This window comes from Euzebya tangerina, from assembly GCF_003074135.1.
Lineage (GTDB): Bacteria > Actinomycetota > Nitriliruptoria > Euzebyales > Euzebyaceae > Euzebya > Euzebya tangerina.
Genome location: NZ_PPDK01000001.1, coordinates 2,823,185 through 2,844,449 on the forward strand (window position 1 = coordinate 2,823,185; position 21,265 = coordinate 2,844,449).

At 66.2% G+C, this 21,265-nt stretch carries 18 protein-coding genes and 1 tRNA gene; 12 read left to right on the forward strand and 7 right to left on the reverse strand.

What is annotated here, in order from left to right; all coding sequences use genetic code 11:
- Nucleotides 1-138 precede the first annotated feature (138 nt).
- Both C1746_RS13055 and C1746_RS13060 read left to right on the forward strand, forming a co-directional pair.
- Complete coding sequence (locus C1746_RS13055; RefSeq protein ID WP_116715706.1) at nucleotides 139-1,476, forward strand: glycine--tRNA ligase; 1,338 nt, start codon at nucleotides 139-141, stop codon at nucleotides 1,474-1,476.
- Nucleotides 1,477-1,565: 89 nt separating this feature from the next.
- Nucleotides 1,566-2,504: a short-chain dehydrogenase/reductase gene (locus C1746_RS13060; protein ID WP_116714996.1), complete on the forward strand. Its 939-nt coding sequence runs from the start codon at nucleotides 1,566-1,568 to the stop codon at nucleotides 2,502-2,504.
- 9 nt (nucleotides 2,505-2,513) lie between these two features.
- Here the strand turns inward: C1746_RS13060 and C1746_RS13065 are convergent, their stop codons facing one another.
- Nucleotides 2,514-2,861: a hypothetical protein gene (locus C1746_RS13065; RefSeq protein WP_162867704.1), complete on the reverse strand. Its 348-nt coding sequence runs from the start codon at nucleotides 2,859-2,861 to the stop codon at nucleotides 2,514-2,516.
- 53 nt (nucleotides 2,862-2,914) lie between these two features.
- Between C1746_RS13065 and C1746_RS13070 the strand changes: the two genes are divergently transcribed.
- From C1746_RS13070 to rpoD, 3 genes are read left to right on the forward strand one after another with little or no spacing between them, the layout of a single operon-like run.
- Nucleotides 2,915-3,940 carry a deoxyguanosinetriphosphate triphosphohydrolase family protein gene (locus tag C1746_RS13070; protein ID WP_162867705.1) on the forward strand — a complete coding sequence of 342 codons (1,026 nt, stop codon included), beginning with the start codon at nucleotides 2,915-2,917 and terminating at the stop codon, nucleotides 3,938-3,940.
- Between the two features lie 17 nt (nucleotides 3,941-3,957).
- Nucleotides 3,958-5,802 (forward strand): DNA primase, encoded by a 1,845-nt coding sequence (gene dnaG / locus C1746_RS13075; protein ID WP_116714999.1) that lies wholly within the window; start codon nucleotides 3,958-3,960, stop codon nucleotides 5,800-5,802.
- A gap of 26 nt (nucleotides 5,803-5,828) precedes the next feature.
- The gene (gene rpoD / locus C1746_RS13080) at nucleotides 5,829-6,980 is read left to right on the forward strand and encodes an RNA polymerase sigma factor RpoD (RefSeq protein WP_116715707.1); all 1,152 of its coding nucleotides are present in this window, start codon (nucleotides 5,829-5,831) and stop codon (nucleotides 6,978-6,980) included.
- A gap of 12 nt (nucleotides 6,981-6,992) precedes the next feature.
- Here rpoD and C1746_RS13085 read toward each other — a convergent pair whose 3' ends face one another.
- The 5 genes from C1746_RS13085 to C1746_RS13105 form a co-directional block, all read right to left on the reverse strand.
- Entirely contained in the window at nucleotides 6,993-8,141 is a 1,149-nt protein-coding gene (locus C1746_RS13085; protein WP_116715000.1) for a dihydrolipoyllysine-residue succinyltransferase component of 2-oxoglutarate dehydrogenase complex, read from the reverse strand.
- On the reverse strand, nucleotides 8,138-8,584 hold the full coding sequence (locus C1746_RS13090; RefSeq protein ID WP_116715001.1) for a roadblock/LC7 domain-containing protein: 447 nt from the start codon (nucleotides 8,582-8,584) through the stop codon (nucleotides 8,138-8,140). Before C1746_RS13090 ends, C1746_RS13085 begins: the two co-directional genes overlap by 4 nt.
- Entirely contained in the window at nucleotides 8,581-9,147 is a 567-nt protein-coding gene (locus C1746_RS13095; protein ID WP_116715002.1) for a GTP-binding protein, read from the reverse strand. Before C1746_RS13095 ends, C1746_RS13090 begins: the two co-directional genes overlap by 4 nt.
- A gap of 4 nt (nucleotides 9,148-9,151) precedes the next feature.
- A complete protein-coding gene (locus tag C1746_RS13100) occupies nucleotides 9,152-9,520 on the reverse strand; it encodes a hypothetical protein (protein WP_116715708.1) in 369 nt (122 codons plus the stop codon).
- A 133-nt stretch (nucleotides 9,521-9,653) separates the two neighbouring features.
- Nucleotides 9,654-9,866 (reverse strand): YtxH domain-containing protein, encoded by a 213-nt coding sequence (locus C1746_RS13105; protein ID WP_116715003.1) that lies wholly within the window; start codon nucleotides 9,864-9,866, stop codon nucleotides 9,654-9,656.
- A gap of 59 nt (nucleotides 9,867-9,925) precedes the next feature.
- Here C1746_RS13105 and C1746_RS13110 point away from each other — a divergent pair, with 59 nt between their 5' ends.
- Nucleotides 9,926-10,558 (forward strand): hypothetical protein, encoded by a 633-nt coding sequence (locus C1746_RS13110; RefSeq protein ID WP_116715004.1) that lies wholly within the window; start codon nucleotides 9,926-9,928, stop codon nucleotides 10,556-10,558.
- A 3-nt stretch (nucleotides 10,559-10,561) separates the two neighbouring features.
- Here the strand turns inward: C1746_RS13110 and C1746_RS13115 are convergent.
- Nucleotides 10,562-10,634, reverse strand: a tRNA-Asn gene (locus C1746_RS13115).
- A gap of 119 nt (nucleotides 10,635-10,753) precedes the next feature.
- Here C1746_RS13115 and C1746_RS13120 point away from each other — a divergent pair.
- From C1746_RS13120 to C1746_RS13145, 6 genes are all read left to right on the forward strand, one after another.
- A complete protein-coding gene (locus C1746_RS13120) occupies nucleotides 10,754-12,979 on the forward strand; it encodes an NADP-dependent isocitrate dehydrogenase (protein ID WP_116715005.1) in 2,226 nt (741 codons plus the stop codon).
- A complete protein-coding gene (locus tag C1746_RS13125) occupies nucleotides 12,966-14,450 on the forward strand; it encodes a sulfatase family protein (RefSeq protein WP_276309979.1) in 1,485 nt (494 codons plus the stop codon). The genes C1746_RS13120 and C1746_RS13125 overlap by 14 nt, the downstream gene beginning before the upstream one ends.
- A gap of 33 nt (nucleotides 14,451-14,483) precedes the next feature.
- The gene (locus C1746_RS13130) at nucleotides 14,484-14,936 is read left to right on the forward strand and encodes a GNAT family N-acetyltransferase (RefSeq protein ID WP_116715007.1); all 453 of its coding nucleotides are present in this window, start codon (nucleotides 14,484-14,486) and stop codon (nucleotides 14,934-14,936) included.
- 553 nt (nucleotides 14,937-15,489) lie between these two features.
- Complete coding sequence (locus tag C1746_RS13135; RefSeq protein WP_162867706.1) at nucleotides 15,490-16,809, forward strand: hypothetical protein; 1,320 nt, start codon at nucleotides 15,490-15,492, stop codon at nucleotides 16,807-16,809.
- A gap of 310 nt (nucleotides 16,810-17,119) precedes the next feature.
- A complete protein-coding gene (locus tag C1746_RS13140; protein ID WP_162867707.1) occupies nucleotides 17,120-20,782 on the forward strand; it encodes a cell wall-binding repeat-containing protein in 3,663 nt (1,220 codons plus the stop codon).
- The gene (locus C1746_RS13145) at nucleotides 20,776-21,171 is read left to right on the forward strand and encodes a hypothetical protein (RefSeq protein ID WP_162867708.1); all 396 of its coding nucleotides are present in this window, start codon (nucleotides 20,776-20,778) and stop codon (nucleotides 21,169-21,171) included. Before C1746_RS13140 ends, C1746_RS13145 begins: the two co-directional genes overlap by 7 nt.
- The last annotated feature ends 94 nt before the right edge of the window (nucleotides 21,172-21,265 follow it).

Below are 21,265 nucleotides of genomic sequence, written 5' to 3' on the forward strand. Positions count from 1 at the left end.
GACCAGTCAAGACCGACCCGTACTGCCCGGAGTTATCTTCCCGTGACCGTAGACCCCCACCATCCCCCCGGCTTCGACGCCGACCTCCCACTCGTCGACCCGTTGGCCGACGACACCGTCACCGACCACCACACCTCGATGGAGACCATCGTCGAGCTGTGCAAGCGGCGGGGGATCATCTTCCAGTCCTCCGAGATCTACGGCGGCCTGCGGGGGGCCTGGGACTTCGGGCCGCTCGGTGTGGCACTGAAGGAGAACGTCCGCGACGCCTGGAAGACCGCCATGTTCCAGCTGCGGGACGACGTCGTGCCCATCGAGGCCTCCATCCTCATGCACCCCAAGGTCTGGGAGGCCTCCGGCCATGTCGGCGGGTTCACCGACCCGTTGGTGGACTGTCGCAACTGCCAGAGCCGGTACCGCGAGGATCAGCTGCCGACCAACAAGTCCGGTGAGATCTACTGCCCGAACTGCGGGCAGGCCGGGACCTTCACCGAAGCGCGCGAATTCAACCTGATGTTCCGGACCTTCGTGGGTCCGTCGGAGGACACCGCGGCCCAGGTCTGGATGCGCCCGGAGACCGCACAGGGCATGTTCGTCGACTTCGCCCACGTCCAGCTGACCAGCCGGAAGAAGGTCCCGTTCGGCATCGGCCAGATCGGGCGGTCCTTCCGCAATGAGATCACGCCCCGCAACTTCATCTTCCGCGTCCGCGAGTTCGAGCAGATGGAGATGGAGTTCTTCTGCAAACCCGGCACCGACGAGGCGTGGCACGACTACTGGATCCGTCAGCGCTACGACTGGTACACCGCTCTCGGGATGGACCCGGCCAACCTGCGCATCCGACCACACGCCGAGGACGAGCTGAGCCACTACTCCAAGGGCACCGTCGATCTGGAGTACCGCTTCCCGATGGGTTGGGGCGAACTCGAGGGCATCGCCAACCGGGGCGACTTCGACCTGACCCAGCACGCCGAGCACTCCGGCAAGGACCTGAGCTACTTCGACCAGGCGGCGGGGGAGCGGTACATCCCCTACGTCATCGAGCCGGCGGCCGGCGTCGACCGGACGGTCCTGGCGTTCATGGTCGATGCCTACGCCGAGGAGGAGGCTCCTGCAGCCAAGGGTGGCACGGAGACCCGGACGGTCCTGCGCTTCCACCCCGACCTCGCACCGGTCAAGGTGGCTGTGCTCCCGCTGTCGAAGAAGGACACGCTCACCCCCACCGCGCGGCGCGTCAACGACCTCCTCAAGCCGCACTTCCGAGGCGTGGACTACGATGAGTCGGGCCAGATCGGCCGTCGGTATCGGCGGCAGGACGAGGTGGGGACGCCGTTCTGCGTGACCGTGGACTTCGAGACGGTGGAGGACGACGACGCCGTCACGGTCCGCGACCGCGACACGATGGACCAGGACCGGGTCCCGATCGAGAACCTCGTGGCGTACCTCGACGACCGCTTCGCGGCGGCGCGGGCCTGAGGGGCCAATCGACCGGTGTGTCGCGTGTGCGCGTGGGGGCGCTCGGAGGTGACACACCCTCGAGTGCGACCCTGCTAGCGTCACGGCTCATGATTGCCGGACGTCAGCGCCGAGAGCCGTACCAGGTCGCGGGGCGCACCGTCCTGATCACCGGCGCCGCCCGCGGGATCGGGGCCGCACTGGCCCGACGGCTGCACGCCGCCGGCGCCAACGTGTCGCTGGTCGGCCTCGAACCTGACCGCCTCACTGCACTCGCGGCCGGCCTCGGACCCCGCGCGGCCTGGTTCGAGGCCGACGTCACGGACAACGATGCCGTCGTCACCGCCGTCGAGGGCACGGCCAGTCGGTTCGGCGGAATCGACGTCGCCGTCGCCAACGCTGGCCTGTCCTTCATCGGGACCCTGGCCACGCAACCGATGGAGCAGTGGCTGCGCACGATCGACGTCAACCTGAACGGCGTCTACCGGACCAACCGGGCCGTGGTGCCCCACATCGTGGCCAGCGGCGGCTACCTGCTGAACATCGCCTCGCTGGCCGCCGTCGCCCACGCCCCGCTGATGAGCGCCTACACCGCCTCCAAGGCCGGCGTCGAGGCCCTGACCGACGCACTCCGCGCCGAGTTGCTGCCCACGTCCGCCCACGCCGGCTGTGCCTACTTCGGCTTCATCGAGACCGACCTGGTTCGCGGGGCCTACGAGACCGGTGCCGCTTCGGCCCTCAACGCCACCCAGCCCGGCTTCCTCAAGACGCCCATCCCACCGGATCAGGCCGTCGACGCCATCGAGCGCGGCATCAGCCGCCGGGCCAAGCGCATCTGGGCCCCACGGTTCGTCGGACCGGTCCTCGCCCTGCGCAGTACCGTCACGCCGATCCTCGAGCGGACCTTCGGTGCCAAGCGCGACCAACTCGCGCGGGCGCTTCTCGTCGCCCAGCAGGATGCGGACCAGCCCGTCGACCTCTCCCTCGGCGTCGCCGTCACCGACGGCCAGGCCGCCGGCGAGCGAGGCCCCGCCCGCGACCTGGTGTGAGCCGGTGGGTCAGTGCCACCCGCCCAGCCGACCGTAGGGGTCGTTGCCCAACCCCTCCTCGGGTGCCCCCTGTCGACGGGTTCGCGTGATCGCGACGATGTCCTGCTCGATCCGCTCGGTGCGGTCCATGACGGCCGCGATGCCACGCGCCATCCAGACGACCAACCGCAGCGCAGCGCCGGCGATGAAGGTGAGGATCCAGGCGATGATGGCAAACGCGAGGTCTCCGGCCCGGAACAGCTGGGCACCCGCAACCACCCCGGCCAGACCGACGACGACCACCAGGCCGTCCGCAACGCGAGCGGCGGCGATCAACTCTCGCGGACGGGGCTCCGGGGTTGGCTCCGAGCTGCTCATGGACTCGATCCTACGGCACCGGATCGGATGCACCGGCTGCTAGCATCCAGCCCGTGCCTGATCCTCGTTCGGCCCGCGAACGCACCGAGGAGTTGGAACGCGCAAGCCTCTCGGCGTGGGCCACGCTGTCCGACGAGTCGAAGGGGCGCGAGCAGCCCGAGGCAGCCGACAGACTGCGGACGTCGTTCCAGATCGACATCGAGCGGATCCAGGGGTGTGGGGCGTTCGGTCGGCTCACGGACAAGAGCCACTCACTGCTCTCCGTTCGTGGCGCGGGGTACCGCTCCCGACTGCAGCACACGCTCTCCGGGGCACGTACGGCTCGAACCATCGCTCGGGCGCTGCGTCTGAACGAGGACCTGACGGAGGCGATCGCCCTAGGGCGGGAGCTGGGCGCACCCGCGTTCGGGCGGGCAGGTGAGGCGGCCCTGGGCCTGTTCACCGAGCCGGCCTTCCGGCACAACCACCAGTCCGTGCGCATCATTGAGACGCTCGAACCGGGGCCGGCCGGCACCCCCGGCCTCAACCTGTCCTTCGAGGTTCGCGACGGCATCGCCTGTCACACCTCAGATGCCCCGACCCCGGCGACCCGGGAAGCGGAAGTCGTCAGGGTCAGCGCCCGGATCGCGCAGGTGATCGACGAGATCACCGACGCGCTGGAGACCGGCGTCGTGGTGCTGTCCGACCTCCCGGCAGAGGCCATCGGCAGTCTGGGTGATCAGCCGACCTCCTGGCGCGGTGTCTTGACGGAGGACGTCGTGGCCGCCTCCGCCGGGCGGCCTGAGATCGCACTCGGTGAGCCAGCTCAGTCCGCGCTCGACACGCTGGTGGACTTCATCGTCGATCGCGTCGCCGATGGTCACGCCCGTGCGGACGAGCAGGGCCGGGGCAGCCACGTGCTGTCGAGTCTGGTCGTGTTCTATCGGGACAATCCCGACCGGCTGCCAGCAGCGTTCCGTCACACCAACGACCCGCTCGACGTGCGGATCATCGACGGTGTGGCCTCGCTGTCGGACCGGCAGGCCGTCCAGCAGTTCAACCAGTTCTTCCTGCCTCAGCAGACACCACGGCTGAGCTGAGGTCGAGCAGACGCGGCATGGCCGGCAGGATCAACGACGAGGATCTGAACTCCCTCAAGCAGCGCCTGGACATCGTCGAGGTCGTCCAGCCCTACACCGCGCTGAAGCGTTCGGGCAGCAACTTCATGGGTCGCTGCCCGTTCCACGACGAGAAGTCGCCGTCGTTCTCGGTCCGACAGGACAAGGGCTTCTATCACTGCTTCGGCTGCGGCGTCGGCGGTGATGCCATCACCTTCGTCCAGGAAGCTGATGGCCTCAGCTTCACCGAGGCGGTCGAGAAGCTCGCGCGGCAGTTCGGCATCACCCTGCGGTACGAGGAGCTGCGTCCGGGGCAGGCGAAGGCGCTCGGACGGCGCACGCGGATCCTCGAACTCACGGCTGCCGCGGACACCTTCTACCGCCAGCAGCTGCGCAGCACGACGGGGGACTCGGCGCGGACCTACCTGACCGAGCGAGGGGTCGAGGAGGAGGCCTGGGACATCTTCGGCATCGGCTGGGCCCCGGACGCCTGGAGTGCGCTCTCCGATCATCTGATCGCCGAGGGCGCCTCACCGGCCGACGTCATCCAGGCCGGGCTGGCGACGAAGGGTCGGCGGGGGCCGGTGGACCGCTTCCGCGCCCGGGTCCTCTTTCCCATCAGAGACCAACGCGGTGACACCGTGGCCTTCGGCGGGCGGATCCTGCCGGGCGGGCCCGTCGTCACGAAGATGGACGGTGCCGCGCCGAAGTACATCAACTCACCGGGCACCGACATCTACGACAAGTCGACGACGTTGTACGGACTTGATCTGGCCCGGCGTGAGATCGTCAAACGCCGCGAGGTCCTGGTGGTCGAGGGCTACATGGACGTCATCGCCCTCAACCTGGCGGGGATGCCGAACGCCGTCGCGCCCTGCGGGACGGCCCTGACCGAGCAGCACTTCACCCTCCTCCAGCGGCTGGACGCCAGGGTCACGCTCTCCTTGGACGCCGACGACGCCGGGTTCGATGCCGCCGAACGAGCCCGGGAGCGAGCCGAGAAGGTGGGGGTCCGCGACCTGGGGGTGCTCGTGCTCCCCGACGGCCAGGACCCCGCTGATCTCGTCTCGGCCGGCGGCGTGGAGGCCGTGAGAGCGGCACTGGCCGATCGCAAGACCGCCGTGGAGTTCCAGATCGAGCACCTGCTCCGCGGCGCGGACCTCAGCACGCCAGAGGCCAAGACGCAGGCGTATCGCTCCACCTTCGACCTGCTGGGCAGGATCACTGACCCGACCCTGCGGTACCACTACGTCTTCAACGTCGTCGGCCCCCGAGTCGGCTTGCCCGCCCAGCGGATCGAGGACGAGCTGAACCGCGCCCACCCCAGCGGTGCACGGGATCGGTCGAGCGAGCGTCACAACCCTCCACAGGCGCCGACGGCGTCGCCGACCCGAGACACCCAGATGCTGCTCGAACGGCAGGTGCTGCAGGTTGCGTTGCAGCGACCGGATCTGCTGCCCGACGATTGGGGCATGGTCGAGGAGGACGTGTTCGTCGCGGACGTCTCCCGGACCCTCTTCCGGGCCATCACGACTCATGACGGTGACCTCGACCTCGTGCTCGATGCCATGCCGGACGACGACCTGCGGTCGCGGGTCCGCGGACTCGCTGCGGCGGAGCTGACCATGAGCACCCATCCGTCCCAGGTGGCACGGCTGGTGGACGCGCTCCGTGCCAAGGACGCGCGGCGCCGCTGGCAGGCGGCCCGACAGGAGCTCCAGGACAACGCCGGGCTGCTGGATGCCACGCGGCAGGCGGACCTGCTTCGCGACGTCGCTGAGCTGGAGCGGGTCTGGCGCGCGTACGAGCGGCGGGACGTCCACGACCGGGACGTGGTGATGTGAGCGCCGAGCCCAGTCGCGTCGACGCGATGCCCCCGGTGCCGGCCGGATTGCTCGACCACGTCGCCGTCACCGACCTGTTGAACTTGGGACGGACCCGCGGCTACGTGACCCGAGAGGACATCGGCGATGTCGTCGACGGTGCCCGGCTGTCGGACGCCGATGCGGCTGCGCTGATCGGCTTGCTGGATGCCGAGGGCATCAGCCGCCGACGGTCCGTCCCCGACAAGCAGCGATCAGGGGCCTCCTCGGTCACCGCCCAACTCGCGAACGCTCGCGATCCCGTACGCCTGTACCTGCAGGAGATCGGCACCGTCGATCTGTTGTCCTCCGAGGAAGAGGTGGATCTGGCCAAGCGGCATGAGGCCGGGTTGGCTGCGGGGGACCGGCTCGATCTGATCGGCGAACGACTCGATCCTGAGCGGCGCCGACAGCTCCTGCGGCAGCAGCGCGCCGGCGAACGCGCCAAGGCCCGACTGGTCGAGGCGAACCTCCGTCTGGTGGTCTCGATCGCCAAGCGGTACGTCGGTCGTGGGATGGTCCTGCTGGACCTCATCCAAGAGGGCAACCTCGGTCTCATCAGGGCGGTCGAGAAGTTCGACTATCGCAAGGGCTACAAGTTCTCGACCTACGCCACGTGGTGGATCCGGCAGGCCATCACACGTGCCATCGCCGACCAGGCCCGGACCATCCGGATCCCGGTCCACATGGTCGAGACGATGAACAAGGTCGTCCGGACCAGCCGGCAGCTGCATCAGCTCCTGGGTCGGGAACCGACCCCGTCGGAGATCGGCGACGAACTCGACCTCGAACCCGAGAAGGTCGAGGACATCCTGCGCATCAGCCAGGAGACCGTCAGTCTCGAGACGCCGGTCGGCGGCGAGGATGACGCCTTCCTCGGCGACTTCATCGAGGACGAGACAGCCGTCAAGCCGATCGAGGTCGCCAGCGTCTCGATGCTGAAGGAGGACCTGATCGGGGTGCTGCACACGCTCGGTGAGCGGGAGCAACGGGTCATCATCCTGCGCTACGGCCTTGACGGTCAGGACGTCCGCACCCTGGAGGAGGTCGGCGCCGAGTTCGGGGTGACACGGGAACGCGTCCGCCAGATCGAGGCCAAGACCTTGGCCAAGCTGCGGCACTCCTCACGCAGCAACCAGCTGCGCGACTACCTGGGCTAAGGCCCCCGGGGCTCAGACGTCGCTGTGTTGGCGGATGCCGTCGACCAGGCGCAGCAACGCCTCCGCGCGCGAGGTGCCGGCCTGCGCGGCCTGCGCTCGTCGGAGGAGCGCCTCGCGTCGTTGGAGGCGGGACATGCGGGCTTGGAAGCTGGTGCCATTCGACCGCGGTACGGGATCCGCTGTCCGCTGGATGACCGGGGGGTCGCTGGCCTTCTCCTCGAACGTCGAGGGTGTGTCGTTGGGTGACCGCGTGGGCAGCTGCGTGACCGCGTTGGGGTCCGGGCTCCCGGTGGTGGGACGACCATCGGTCAGGGTCCCGGCTTCGACGGCGTGAAACGCCGCTTGGAGTGCGGTGTCAGCTGGTTCGCGCGGGAGATCGGCGGGCACGGACGCGCTCTCGGCGGACATGGCTGCGCCGGTTGGCATCGCGATGCCCGGCGCACCATGAGGACCCGTCGGTGCTGCAGCGACGTTGTCTGACAGCTGAGGCGACGGGTCGGGCTGGGGTGACTGCCGCCGACGTCGTGCGGGTCTCGGGTCAGCGTGTGTACTGCCGGCGTGGTGCTGCAGCAGGTGGTCAAGCGGACCGTCCGCTGCGAGGAGCTTGCGGTCCCGGAGTTCGACCAGTCGCCCCAGGACGACTTCCCACTCGAGCTCCAGGGATGCCTGCACCCAGGCCGGCACGGCCCACTCGCCACAGGCGTCCAGGATGTCGAGTGCCTGGGCATCGACCAGCACCCGACCCTCCGGCGCGATGCGCTCGAGGACGACCTCGTGTGCTGGGTCCCCGACCGGCAGGAGCCATGAGATCGGATTTGCGGAGGCATCAAGATGCCAATCAGCATCGGGACCCACGAAGTCCTGGACCGCACGCACACGAGTTGCTGCCTGCGCTCGCACCGTGTGGACGACGATCTTCTTCTCGAGCCAGGGGAGGTTCTCGAAGAGGTGCTCGAGCTCCGGCGCGTCGGTGTACCGCAGGTGCGGACCGCTGTGCGGCGGGACGGTGACACCGAGCACCTCGATGGCCTCGGTCAGCTCCTCGTTCGGACCGACCCAGATCGGCGACCCGTCGCGATGCCACACCATCGCATCACCCGCCGTTGCCAGGCCGGTGAAGTCGATCGGGATCGACTCGCTGAGTCGGACGAAGACACTCATGACGCCACTGACAGCTTCGGTCGGTCGGGGAGTGGGACGAGTGGCTCGGTCGAGACCGGCAGGCGGTCGTTCTTGCTGAGCAGCTCTGCGGCGCGCCGCGAGGCGTGCAGGACCTGAGCCATGTTGCTGGAGTCGTCGACCAGCAGGGTCAGGACCGCGTCCTTGCGAACCAGCTTGCTCGCCACGATCCCGTCCTCGGTGTGGACGAGGTGGGCGTGGACCTCGCCGCTGCCCAACAGGGAGCCGGTGCGCGTGGCGAGGGAGTGGGCGCTCGCCATGACTGCGGCGGCGGCGTTGCGATCACCGTCGATCGAACTGGCCAGCCAGCGGCCGTCGAGGGTGGACAGGAGCCAGCCGCGCAGACCCGCCAAGCTGATCTCGTTCAGCGCCTCACGGGTCAGCACGGAGATCGGGACGTTGGTGGTGTGGTCCTCGGCGGTCATGCGGTGCTCTTCTCTAGCAGCGAGTCGGTCATGGTCAGCAGCAGGTCGAGCAGGATCGCGGCGGTCGACGCCGCATCACGGACGTCGACGGGTCGAGCCACGTCGGCAAGGTCGGAGCGGATCGACGCGGCCACCTCTTTGGCCTCCTCGTCGTCGTCCAGGCGGTTGACCGCAACGAGGAAGGGAACGGATCCGTGTGCCTCCAAGGTGCGGAGGATGTCCGCGGCATCGGTGTGACTGGTTGGGTCGGTGCCGTCGAGGATCAGGATGAACCCGTCCATGCCGACTGCTGCGACGTCGAGCATGAAGCGGAACCGGGCCTGTCCGGGGGTTCCGAAGAGGAGCAGTTGGACTGCCTCGTCTCCGGAACCCACCGTGAAGGTTCCGTAGTCCATCGAAACGGTGGTGCCGGCCTTTCGGTCGGCCTCGTCCCCGCTGGTCGCCGTCTCGGTGCTGACGACCGGCGTCTGGGACAGGTGGGTGATGAAGGAGGTCTTACCCGCCGCGAACGGGCCCGCGACGACGACCTTGACGGTCTCAGCCGCCGTGGGATCCCAGTTCATCGGCTCAGATCTCGAGCTGCGCCTCGACGTTCTGCAGCTGGCGGCGAGCCAGGGCCAGGTTGGCCTTGGAGCTGTCCAGCGCGAGGTAGAGGAACAGTCCCTCGGAGCCGTGGTTGGTCAGGGGACGGATCAGGTGGAACTGACCGGTCAGGGTGATGAGGATGTCCTCGATCTCAGCCGAGAGGCCGAGGGACTTGATGGTGTTGAGCTTGGCACGCACGACCTCGGTGTTGCCGGCCGCAGCCAGCTCCAGGTCCAGTTCGCCGCCGCCGGCTTGGCCGAGGGCCATGCCGCTTGCCAGGTCGACCAGGCAGACGCCCTTGGCGCCCTGGATCTCCATGGCCTGCTTGAGTGAGGTATCGATGTCCACGATGTTGTCCTTCGGAGTGGGGAGGTTCGCAGCACCAGGATTGGTGGCTGCACTCCGAACATCGACGGCCCGATCGGGGCTCTTGAGGCCGAAATTCACGCTGCGTGGAGGATTGTCGAACCCCCATTAGCAATCTTTAGTCCGAGAAGAGGTCGGTCACCGAATCGGGCAACTCGCCCTGTGCGGTCGACCACACATCACGAGCGCTGGCCTGCAACGACTTGGCCGTCTCGGATCCGAGGAAGGCGTCGAACGCCTCGAGGATCTGCTGATGACGCTCCCGTCCGGCCTTGGTTCCGAAGAAGTAGCCGAGAGCCCCACCGATGAGCAGACCGAACTTGGTTCCCATGTCGCGCAGCTTACTGGGGGGAGCGAGGGGATGTCGCACCCCTGTGATCCCCTTGGAGGATGGGCTACCGAGGCAAGGTCGAGGAGCAGTCGCGGGCGCGGGAGCTGCGGGCCGACGGCCAGCGGCTGGCCGACATCGCGGAGGAGTTGGGTGTGTCCAAGGCCTCGGTGTCGGTCTGGGTGCGGGACGTGCCGACGCCGCCGATCCCGCGGCGGGGTGGGGGACGGCGAGAGCCGAACGTGCTGCAGCGACGGAAGGCGTCGGAGATCGAGGCAGGGTTGGCCTGGGGTCGGGAGACGATCGGGGTGATGTCGGATCGGGACCTCCTCATCGCGGGCACTGCGCTGTACGCCGGGGAGGGGGCGAAGCGGGACGGGATGGTGCAGTTCGCCAACACCGATCGGAGGATGATCGGGCTCTTCTGTCGCTGGCTGCGCCACTTCTTCGACGTTGATGAGCAGCGACTGCGGGTTCGCTTGTACCTCCACGAGGGCCTGGATCTCGACGCAGCCACGGCGTACTGGTCACTCCAAACGGCCATTCCTCCCCAGCAGTTCGGCAAACCGTACCGAGCCGTGTCAGAGCACGGAATCCGGCACTCCAAGCACGAGTACGGTTGCCCGAGCATCCGCTACTCATGCGCGCAGACGCACCGGCGAATCGCCGGGCTGATGGACGCGCTCTTGGGATGAGAGCTCCGAGGGTGGGGCTCGAACCCACGACCTATTGATTAACAGTCAACCGCTCTGCCAGCTGAGCTACCTCGGAATGATGGGACCGACCCCGCGGGCCCGTCGCCAGGTCCGTCGAGTCTGCCACGTCCAACTGCCCTCGTCATCAGCCGGGCGGCCATCCAGCACGCCGATCTACTCGGTAGCATGCCGGCCATGACTGACTCCCCGATCATCTACACCTACACCGACGAGGCCCCGGCACTGGCCACCCACTCCTTCCTCCCGGTCATCGAGGCCTTCGCCGGCGCCTGCGGGGTGGGCATCGAGACGCGCGACATCTCCCTCGCGGCTCGGACCCTGGCGCAGTGGAACGACACGCTACCGGAGGACCGTCGGGTGAACGACGCGCTGGCCGAACTGGGGGAGTTGGCCAAGACCCCGGAGGCCAACATCATCAAGCTGCCGAACATCTCCGCCTCGGTGCCGCAGCTCAAGGCGGCCATCGCGGAGCTGCAGTCCCACGGCTTCGACATCCCCGACTACCCCGACGAGGTCACCTCCGACGCCGACACCGATGCCCGGGCTCGCTACTCGGTCGCGATGGGGTCCGCCGTGAACCCGGTGCTGCGTGAGGGCAACTCCGACCGTCGGGCGCCCGCGGCGGTGAAGGAGTACGCCCGCAACAACCCGCACTCGATGGGGGAGTGGTCGGCTGATTCGAAGTCCCACGTCGCAACCATGGACGGCGGGGACTTCCGCTCCAACGAGAAGTCCGTCACGATTGAGGAGGCCGGGTCGCTGCAGATCCGTCTGACCGATGCCGAGGGCCAGACGACGGTGCTGAAGGAGTCGGTGCCGGTCGAGGCCGGTGAGGTCGTCGACTCCACCTTCATGAGCAAGGAGGCGCTCGAGGCCTTCCTGAGGGCTCAGGTGGCCGATGCCGAGACGACGGGGGTCCTGTTCAGCCTGCACATGAAGGCGACGATGATGAAGGTCAGCGACCCCATCATCTTCGGTCACGCCGTTCGGGCGTACTTCGCCGAGGTCTTCGAGACCTGGGAGGCGGAACTCGCGGCCGCCGGCGCCAACCCGAACGACGGCCTGGGCGGGGTCATCAAGGCCGTCGAGGAGGAGCTCGACGCCGACACCGCGGCCGCAATCAAGGCCGACATCGACGCTGCGCTTGAGAGCGGCCCTGACCTGGCCTACGTCAACTCCCACAAGGGGATCACGAACCTCCACGTCCCCTCCGACGTCATCATCGACGCCTCGATGCCCGCGATGATCCGCACGTCCGGGCAGATGTGGAACGCCGATGACGAGACCCAGGACACGAAGGCCACGATTCCCGACTCGAGCTACGCCGACCTGTACCAAGCCACCATCGAGTACTGCAAGGCCAACGGGGCCTTCGACCCCTCGACCATGGGAACGGTGCCCAACGTCGGCCTGATGGCGAAGAAGGCGGAGGAGTACGGCTCCCACGACAAGACCTTCGAGATCCCACACGCCGGGACCGTCGAGGTCGTCGACGGCTCCGGCACGGTGCTGATGGCTCACGAGGTCGAGGCGGGAGACATCTGGCGGGCCTGCCAGGCCAAGGACGGCCCCATCCGGGACTGGGTCAAGCTGGCGGTCAACCGAGCCCGCGCGACCGGCTGGCCGGCGATCTTCTGGCTGGACGAGACCCGGGCGCACGACGCCCAGCTCATCGCCAAGGTCAAGACCTACTTGGATGAGCACGACACCGAGGGCCTCGACATCCAGATCATGAACGTCGCCGATGCGGCCTGGTACACGCTGGAGCGGGCCGGCCGCGGCGAGAACACGATCTCAGTCACCGGGAACGTGCTGCGTGACTACCTGACCGACCTCTTCCCCATCCTTGAGCTCGGGACCTCGGCGAAGATGCTCTCGATCGTCCCCCTCATGAACGGCGGCGGGCTGTTCGAGACCGGGGCGGGCGGGTCGGCACCCAAGCACGTCCAACAACTGCAGGCCGAGAACCACCTGCGCTGGGACTCCCTCGGCGAGTACCTCGCTCTGGGCGTGTCGCTCGAGCACTTCGCTGACGTCACCGGCAACGGCGGCGCCAAGGTCATGGGCGAGGCACTGTCGCGGGCGACGACCGAGTACCTGAGAGAGGGTCGCTCGCCATCACGGAAGGTGAACGAGCTGGACAATCGCGCCAGCACCTTCTACCTGTCCCTGTACTGGGCGCAGGCGCTGGCCGAGCAGGATGACGACGCTGACCTTGCCGCGACCTTCACTCCGGTGGCTGAGGCACTGGCTGAGGCAGAGGAGACCATCGTGGCCGAACTGATCGAGGTGCAGGGCGAGCCGGTCGATCTGCACGGCTACTACTACATCGATCGCGACAAGGCCGACCGTGTGATGCGGCCCAGCAAGACCTACAACTCGATCCTTGCCGACATCTGAGCGCCGCGGCGGCGCACCCACCACTGGTGATCGGCGCCCGCCCAACATCGTCTTCATCATGAGCGACGATCACGCCGCGCATGCCATCAGCGCGTACGGCTCTCGCATCAACGCCACACCCAACTTAGATCGGCTTGCCGCTGAGGGGATCCGGCTGGACTCGGCGTTCTGCACGAATTCGATCTGCGCGCCGTCCCGCGCGGCGATCCTGACGGGGGAGTACAACCACCGCAACGGCGTGACGTCGCTGCACGACACGCTCGATGCTGACCGGTGGTCGTTCCCCAAGGCATTGCAGCAGGCGGGGTACATGACGGCCCTCATCGGGAAGTGGCATCTGGGGCATGGCCCCGGGGTCGATCCGGCCGGGTTCGACGTCTGGCGGGTGCTGCCAGGGCAGGGGCACTACCACAACCCGGTGATGCTCGAGGCCGAGGGTCGGGTCGTCGAGCGCCCCGGCTACGTCACCGACCTCATCACCGACGACACCATCGAGTTCATCGAGCGGCAGGTCACGACCTCGCCGGACCAGCCGTTCGCGGTGATGTGCCACCACAAGGCGCCGCACCGGTCGTGGGAGCCGTCGCGTCGCCATGCCCACCTCTTCGAGGACGAGACGATCCCGGAACCGGAGACCTTCGATGACGACTTAGTCGGTCGGGCCGCCGTGGTCCAGGCTGCCCGGATGCGCATGATGGACCTGGACCCGTACCTCGACCTGAAGGCGCCGGTGCCGGAGGGGTTGTCGTTGGATGAGGAGATCAGCTGGCGCTATCAGCGCTACATCAAGGACTACCTGCGTGTGGTGGCCTCCATCGATGACAACGTCGGGCGGCTGCTGGACGTGATCGAGGCACTGGGGCTGGCCGAGGACACCATCGTGGTCTACACCTCCGACCAGGGCTTCTTCTTGGGTGACCACGGGATGTTCGACAAACGGCTGATGTATGAGGAGTCGTTGCGGATGCCCTTCCTGCTGCGGTATCCACGCCTTGTGGAGCCGGAATCGGCCTGCGACGACATCGTCGTCAACGTCGACGTCGCCCCTACCCTGTTGGAGCTCTGTGGCGTGGAAACCCCCGACCACGTCCAGGGTCGGTCGTTCGTAGACGTGCTCACCGGAGAGACGCCGGATGACTGGCCGACGTCCATGTACTACCGGTACTGGATGCATCGCGACGGCGCACACTTGGCTCCGGCGCACTACGGCGTGCGGACCAAGACACACAAGTTGATCTGCTACTACAACGATCCGCTGGAGGAGGTCGGAGCACACGGGCCTGTGAACCCGGTGGAGTGGGAGCTCTTCGACCTGGTCACCGACCCCTACGAGGTCGACAACGTCATCGCTGACCCGGCGTACGCCGAGGTCCGAGCCGAGCTGGTGGCCGAGCTGGCCCGACAGCAGGAAGCCGTGGGGGACGAGCCCTACCCCCGCGCCGAGGCAGCCCTGCCGACGCACGGGGCGTGAGCGGAGCTGGCGTTGTCACTCGCGACACGATCCATGACCCGTGGCGACGTCCCGGCGTGTGTGGCCCTGGTCAACCACATCATCGCGGTCGGCGGTACCACAGCCTACGAGGCACCCTTCACCGACCACGGCTTCGCTGACCGGTACCTGGGCGATGCTGCCATCACCACGGTGGTGCTCGAGGGAGGCCGGTTGGTCGGGTTCCAGGGCGCGTTCGAGGTCGAGCGCGGCATCTTCAGCCTCGGGACCTTCACCGATCAGCAACGGCCGGTGCCCGGGGCCGGTCGCGCCCTGTTCGATGCAACGGTCATGGCCGCACGGGCGCGTGGCGGTGTTCGACTTCTGGCCAAGATCACGTCGGACAACGCCGGTGGCTTGGCGTTCTACACGGCGATGGGCTTCATCGACGATCACGTCGTTCCTGCCGACCACACGCGTCCGGACGGGACGGCTGTCGACCGGATCGTGAAGGTGTATCCGCTGTAGCGTCCTCCGAGCGCGGGCCGATGGACGGTGTGATCAACGTCGCCGGGATCATCCAGCCGTTCGCGCTCACCGTGAGCGCAGCGAGTCGGTCTCAGTGAGCCGGGCGGGGCTCGAACCCGCGACCAAGCGATTATGAGTTGAGAGGCACTCAACGCTGTGCTGACCTGCGGAAATGCAGGTCGGAGAGGAGCGAACGGCGCCGAGTTTGTTGCTCTGGAGTTCGTACCGCTGTGCGGTCTAGAAAAGTTCGTTGCCGGCAACGACCGAAGCACCGAAGTACGCGATCCGCGTGATCCGCTCCGATCGAGGGGTCGTGTCCCGGCTGATGGCACACGCGCGACTAGCCCTCGCGCCGGCGTCCCCCTCGGCCTAGCTGACCTTGTCGAGGGGCGTCTGCAGTTCCGCCGTGAACTCCTCGATTCCCCCACTCAATGCGACTCAGTCGAACGGGCGGACTTGCATACGTAGATCACCACTTCCGGTCGCGCCAACGCTCCCACGGCGGGTCGGGATGGCACCCTGCGAGGATCGCAGCGCCGGAGGAGGGCGGCTAATGGACAACAACTGGAGGCGGGCACGGCTGATACCCGTGCGTGGGATCGGCAGCGAGAAGGAGGCGGAGGAACGGGCGACGTCGGCCCTGTTGGCCGTCCTCTCGATCGTGCGGCCGCTGTCGGCGGAGCTGTTCAAGCCGATGGGTGCCTCCGGCGCGGCCAGGGCGACCGTCGAGTGCTTCACCGAGGTGATCTTCGATCTAGACGGGAAGAAGGTCCGCCCTGATGGGCTGGTCCGGGTCAGCTACGGCAAGGGAACCTGGACGGCCTTGATCGAAGTAAAGACAGGCACCTCCAGGTTGGATCCGGACCAGCTGACCTCGTACATCAAGATGGCCAGAGCCCGGAAGTTCGACTGCGTGATCACGATCTCGAACGAGATAGCCCCGGCACCCGGTCATCATCCGACGCCGGCTGCGGTCCCTCGGGCGAATTCGACGGTCCAGCTGCACCACATCTCGTGGACTCAGCTGGTGACGACGGCAGTCCGCTTGCACGAGCACATCGGCGTCGATGACGCCGAGCAACGGTGGCTCCTCGGAGAGCTCATTCGGTACCTGCAGCACTCCGCGTCTGGTGCGCTGTCGTTCAACGACATGGGTGGCGATTGGGTCGCGGTCCGCAACGCGGCGAAGGATGGGACGCTCTCCAAGGGCGAGGCGGGAGCCATGGACATCGCGCAGCGCTGGGACCAGCTCGTCCGCTACATCGCGCTGATGATGGGCGCCCAGACCGGCCTCGATGTTGTCCAGTACCTCAGCCGTTCACATGCCAGCGATCCCCGCGCCCGCGCTGATGCGGTCGTCAAACAGCTCGCCGACGCAGGACGCCTGGACGCGACTCTTCGGATACCCAACACCACGGGCGACCTCGAAGTGTGTGTGGACCTCAGGTCTCGCCAGGTCGTGTGCTCGACGACGATCAAGGCTCCAGAGGACAAGGGGGCGCGAGGTCGGGTCGGGTGGCTCACTCGACAGCTCCGAGACGCTGCACCGGGTGACCTGCAGATCGAATCTCGGGCTCACCGTGCGAAGATCGGCCCGACGGCGTCCTTGGCTGCGGCTGTGGAGGACTCTGCGCTCCTGGTCGATGACCAGAAGCGTGACCCGGCGACGTTCACGCTGACCTCTAGGTCCGACATGGGCGCAGGGCGGATCGTGGGGAAGGGCAAGGGCGCGTCGTTCATCGAATCGGTCGAGGACGCGATCAACGCTTTCTACGACCAGGTCCTCTCACGGCTGAGTGCTTGGCAGCCGAAGGCAGCGCCGAGGCAGACCGTTGCAGAGCCCGCGGACGAGCAGACATTCGAGGACGGGTAGGCCTCGTTCAAAGCAACCGGCCTTGCGGGGACTACCCGGTGATCGCTCGGCGATCTCGAAGGGTCATGTGGGCGGCAGCGCTGGTGGCGTAAGGCAACGTCTACCTGTGTCGGCCCGACCCTTCGGCGATACCCGTAGGTCGCCGGGACACGTGGCGTCCGTTCGGTCGCCGATCAGGATCGCTTGCTCGAGGTCTGCACTCAACTCCACCTCGGGGGTAGCCGATACCCATACGGTTCCGTCTGCTGTCAGCCATCTGGGGGTTCTTGTGTCGCGTGTCCTAGTCGTAGTCGCTCTCATCGGCTCGCTGTTGAGTTTTCCTGTCGAAACTGCGGTTGGGCAGGAGGAGAGCTTCGCGGCCTGCGGGACGGCCAACGGTTTCACCTTTCAGAGCTTCTCTGGTGGACCGTCCCCTGATGTGAACCATTTCTCGACGAGGGGGTACACGTCTGAAGGGCAGGGCTGTGCCCAGTTTCGGCTTATTGTGCCCGCCGCAAACGCTCAACGTGCGATCTTCACAGGCCGGACCTTCGGAGAGAAGGAACTCTGCCTGCTCATTGTGAACGGTCAGCCGGTCTATGACGATTCATCTTGCGATGGCCCCATTAGCTATGGCCATGGTCGGTCCCACATCCCCATCGACGAGGAACTGCTTGTCGACGGCTTGAACCGCATCGTGTTCGAGTTCCGCAACGGTAGCTACGTTCAGCGGCCAGTCCTAGCAGTTCAGGACGGCCTGTTCGGTGCTGGGACAGGCCAGGCACCCTCGGGCCGCCTTGAGGTTTCTCCTCGCGGAGGAGTCGTCTTCCCGGCGGGCGGTCATGCCACGCTGGATGCTGTCTACACGGGAGAGGACGGCCCTATCAGCAATGCGACGGTCCTCTTTGAAGTGACCGAGGGGCCCAGCGTTGGTGAGTCGAATCGCGGGAGCTGCCTGGTGCCATTCAGCATCGCCAGCGTCTTTGGCGCGTCCCATGCATGTTCCACTGACGCTGAAGGTCGACAAGCCCTGACGTACGAGCAGTCCGGTGACGACGCCGAAGTCGATCGTTTGCGATTGTGGGTCGACGAGAACAGCAACGGTCAACCCGACTTCGCCGAGGCCTCGACGACGGTCGAGGTCCACTGGCGCGATACTCAAGCAACCTATGTTGCTCTTGGTGATTCGTACTCCAGTGGCGAGGGAACTCCGCCCTACGAACCGGGAACTGAAGACGAGGATCAGTGTCACCGGTCGGTCTCGCACTCCTACAGTTCGGTCATGCGCTGGCCTGGCTCAGACGTCCCTGTTGATGATGACCCCAGTGTCGACCACACGATGTTTGCATGTTCTGGGGCGGTCATGGCCAACATTACCCGAGTTGCCCACGGCGGTCTGCCGGCTCAACTTGTCCAGCTTGAGGAGTCCGGTCTTGATCCGGACCTTGTGACCATGTCCATATCTGGAAACGACGCCAACTTCTCAGCCGTGTCAATCGCTTGTGCCAAGACCAGCTGCTTGGACGAAGCCGCGGACTTCACCGGCGACCTCACCATGGAGGAGTGGCTCCCGGCCCACATCGACAGTCTTCAGAGCCAGCTGGTCGGCACGCTGGCCCAAGTTCGACGTGCCGCTGAGGACGCCACAGTTCTGCTTGTGGGTTACCCACGTCTGATGACTGACCACACTTGTGATCTGACGGTTGCGTTCGGTGGAGGAGAGTCGTTCTTCTTCAACGACATGACCGACCGACTTAACGGCGTGATGGCAGACGCCGCTGAAACAGGCGGGGTTCACTTTGTTAACCCGCAGCCCGAATGGACAAGCCACGAGCTGTGCGGTGATGGCCTTCGGTACATGCGGTGGGCGCGCTTCATCATCAACACAGAACGCGACTTCATCCCCGACGAGTGGATCGACTTGTCGCCCTATCGTGTGAGTCGCGAGTCATTCCATCCCAACTACCTGGGCCAGCGAGCCTACGCGGCCGCAGTTGAGCGGACCCTTGAAGATGCGGTTGAGCAGTACGGCCAGAACGCAGTCGGTCTACCACCAAACCCCAACGATGGACCGCTGACATGTCCCTCGCCACCCTGCGACGACCCTGCGCCCAGCAACGCCCTCACTCGTGTGACGGAGAAGTCGCCGCTCGACGTGCTGCCGTCGCTCGGCCTGGCGACCATTGAGGGAAGCTGCCAAGAGCTGGCTCGGCCAGAACAGGAGCTGGTCTTTGCGGCCGAAGAATTCTCGTTCGGCTCCGACGTCGTCCTAGCCGAAGTTGGCGAAGACTTTGAGCGCCGAGCAATCGCCACCGTGACTGCTGGCGAAGATGGCTCGGTCGAGTACACCCTTGACTCGCCTGGCGACGAACTCTCTGCGAACTCAACCCTTTATGAGTTCAAGGGAACTGGTCTGCTGGGCGAGCCCCGCTCGGCTCTGGTCGGGCTCGGCCTACACGTCGATGCTTGCTCGAATCAACATCCAACTCCGCAAGTAGGCGGTGTTGTCGACGGCGAGGAGATCGTGGCGGGCACTACCCGACGCTTCAGCTTCGAGTGTGAACTGCAGGAACAGGGCCAAGATTGCGTCAGCAGCCACCCAGACGGTGCCTTGCTCGACACGTCATTCCCAGGGACCTATGAGATCGCCATCTCCACGACTGCAACAGACGGCTCCATCAACACCGAAGTAGTTGAGTACTCAGTGGTCGCCGACACAACCGCACCGACGATCGAACCAGTCACTCCGCGCGAGGGAGCCGAGTTCGTAGTAGGGGACGAGGTGATCATCACGTTCGACTGTGAGGACTCGCAAAGCGAGGTGACGGCCTGCCGGAGCGATGCTGATGGCTCAGTGCTCGACACCGCAGCCTTGGGTGACCACGAGCTGCAGATCCAAGCCATTGATTCCGCTGGCAACGCCAGTCTGGCAACCGTTCGCTACACGGTTGTTGAGCAGCCCGCAGAGCCCTCTCCCGAGCCGACAGGGCCGCCTCCGCCGACCCCGACACCGGAGCCCGCACCAGACCTACAGCCGACGCCGGCCCCCTCCATAGCGATAGAGCGTCTGGATGGAGCTGTGCTGGAAGCCGCCATCACCATCAGTCAAGGCCGACATGGGGATGGAACTGCGCAGTTCGCCGTCCTTGCCCGATCAGACGAGTTCGCGGACGCCCTGGCTGGGTCCTCGCTGACGAGCGGCGGCCCACTGCTACTGACCTCCTCGGACCAGGTGCATCCCGCCGTTCTCGAAGAGCTGCAGCGAGTTCTGGTCGACGGAGGCACCGTCTACCTACTGGGTGGACCGAGTGCACTTGCCCCCTCTATGGAAGACGAACTGGAGAACGCCGGCTTGGCGCCCCAACGTCTGGCAGGCTCGAATCGGGTGTTGACGTCGCTCGCGGTAGCCGACCAGCTTGCAGAGTTGTACGGCGCTCCTGCGACCCAGTACGTCGCACGAGCCAATCCACGTCCCGACGACCCCACCTCGGCTTGGGCTGACGCCATCGCTGTCGGTCCGCTGCTTGCCGCCACCCAGACGCCGGTTCTTTTGACATGGAGCGATCATCTCGAGCCGGAACTCCGGCGGCGACTAGAGGCAACCCACCCTCACACTGCGCTGCTTGGGGGAGAACATGCGATCCCGTCAGGGCTACTGCCCCACCAACAGTCCATGAGCCGAATTGCTGGGGACACCCGTGCAGAGACAGCGAGCGTCATCGCGACTCTGTGGCCAAGCCAGATCCGCGGGGCCACACTCGTCAACTTGAATGAGAGAGACGCCTGGTCCCGGGTTCTGCCGGCCGCTGGGCTAGCCGCTGAGACTGACAGCCCAATCTTGGCAGCCGACCAATCGCTCCACCCAAGCAGTGCCGACGTAATCTCGGCGGTCCGCTGCGATGCCCAGTCCGATCTGACCGTGCTGGCGCTCGGCGACGAGGAGGCCGTTGCCGACGATGTCTTGAGCCGTCTCGTCAGAGAGGATGGGTGTTGATTGTGGCCAACTTGTGCCTCTCCGTTGCCCTTCTGCTAGCACTCACCGGTTGTAGTTCCTCGCCGTTTGACCCCAACGATCTAGACGAGTACTTCGAGGAGGCGATCTTGCCGGCGGATGCAGAACAAGTGAGTCGGACCGTGAGATGGCCTGACTTCAAGAACGAAACCGCGGTCCAGACTCGCCTCTACGAGTCCGAGCTTAGTACCGAAGAGATCTGTGCGGAAATTCGTAACCAAATCCCCGAAGACGAGGACGACGATCGGGACTCGACCCCATGCGAGTTTATCACCGACGACGGTTTCGCGACACGCTACATAAGTGTTCTCGATCAAGAATTCACTCAGTTGGACATCCAGATTATCGTCGCTCACGAACCTGCCGAGTAGCGGGAGGCCCAAGGGTCCGAGATTGCTCTCGCTAGTTCGAAGAAATTAGCTCGGGGTGGGCGACGTTAATCGCAGACGCCCCTTAAGTCTTCTA

Coding starts and splice junctions, on each gene's coding strand:
- C1746_RS13095 (WP_116715002.1), bottom strand. CDS start 9,147: ATGAACTGGGATCCCACGGCGGCTGAGACCGTCAAGGTCGTCGTCGCG.
- C1746_RS13130 (WP_116715007.1), top strand. CDS start 14,484: ATGACCCGTGGCGACGTCCCGGCGTGTGTGGCCCTGGTCAACCACATC.
- C1746_RS13090 (WP_116715001.1), bottom strand. CDS start 8,584: ATGACCGCCGAGGACCACACCACCAACGTCCCGATCTCCGTGCTGACC.
- C1746_RS13110 (WP_116715004.1), top strand. CDS start 9,926: ATGGGCTACCGAGGCAAGGTCGAGGAGCAGTCGCGGGCGCGGGAGCTG.
- C1746_RS13135 (WP_162867706.1), top strand. CDS start 15,490: ATGGACAACAACTGGAGGCGGGCACGGCTGATACCCGTGCGTGGGATC.
- C1746_RS13055 (WP_116715706.1), top strand. CDS start 139: ATGGAGACCATCGTCGAGCTGTGCAAGCGGCGGGGGATCATCTTCCAG.
- C1746_RS13120 (WP_116715005.1), top strand. CDS start 10,754: ATGACTGACTCCCCGATCATCTACACCTACACCGACGAGGCCCCGGCA.
- C1746_RS13065 (WP_162867704.1), bottom strand. CDS start 2,861: ATGAGCAGCTCGGAGCCAACCCCGGAGCCCCGTCCGCGAGAGTTGATC.
- dnaG (WP_116714999.1), top strand. CDS start 3,958: ATGGCCGGCAGGATCAACGACGAGGATCTGAACTCCCTCAAGCAGCGC.
- C1746_RS13105 (WP_116715003.1), bottom strand. CDS start 9,866: ATGGGAACCAAGTTCGGTCTGCTCATCGGTGGGGCTCTCGGCTACTTC.
- rpoD (WP_116715707.1), top strand. CDS start 5,829: ATGCCCCCGGTGCCGGCCGGATTGCTCGACCACGTCGCCGTCACCGAC.
- C1746_RS13060 (WP_116714996.1), top strand. CDS start 1,566: ATGATTGCCGGACGTCAGCGCCGAGAGCCGTACCAGGTCGCGGGGCGC.
- C1746_RS13085 (WP_116715000.1), bottom strand. CDS start 8,141: ATGAGTGTCTTCGTCCGACTCAGCGAGTCGATCCCGATCGACTTCACC.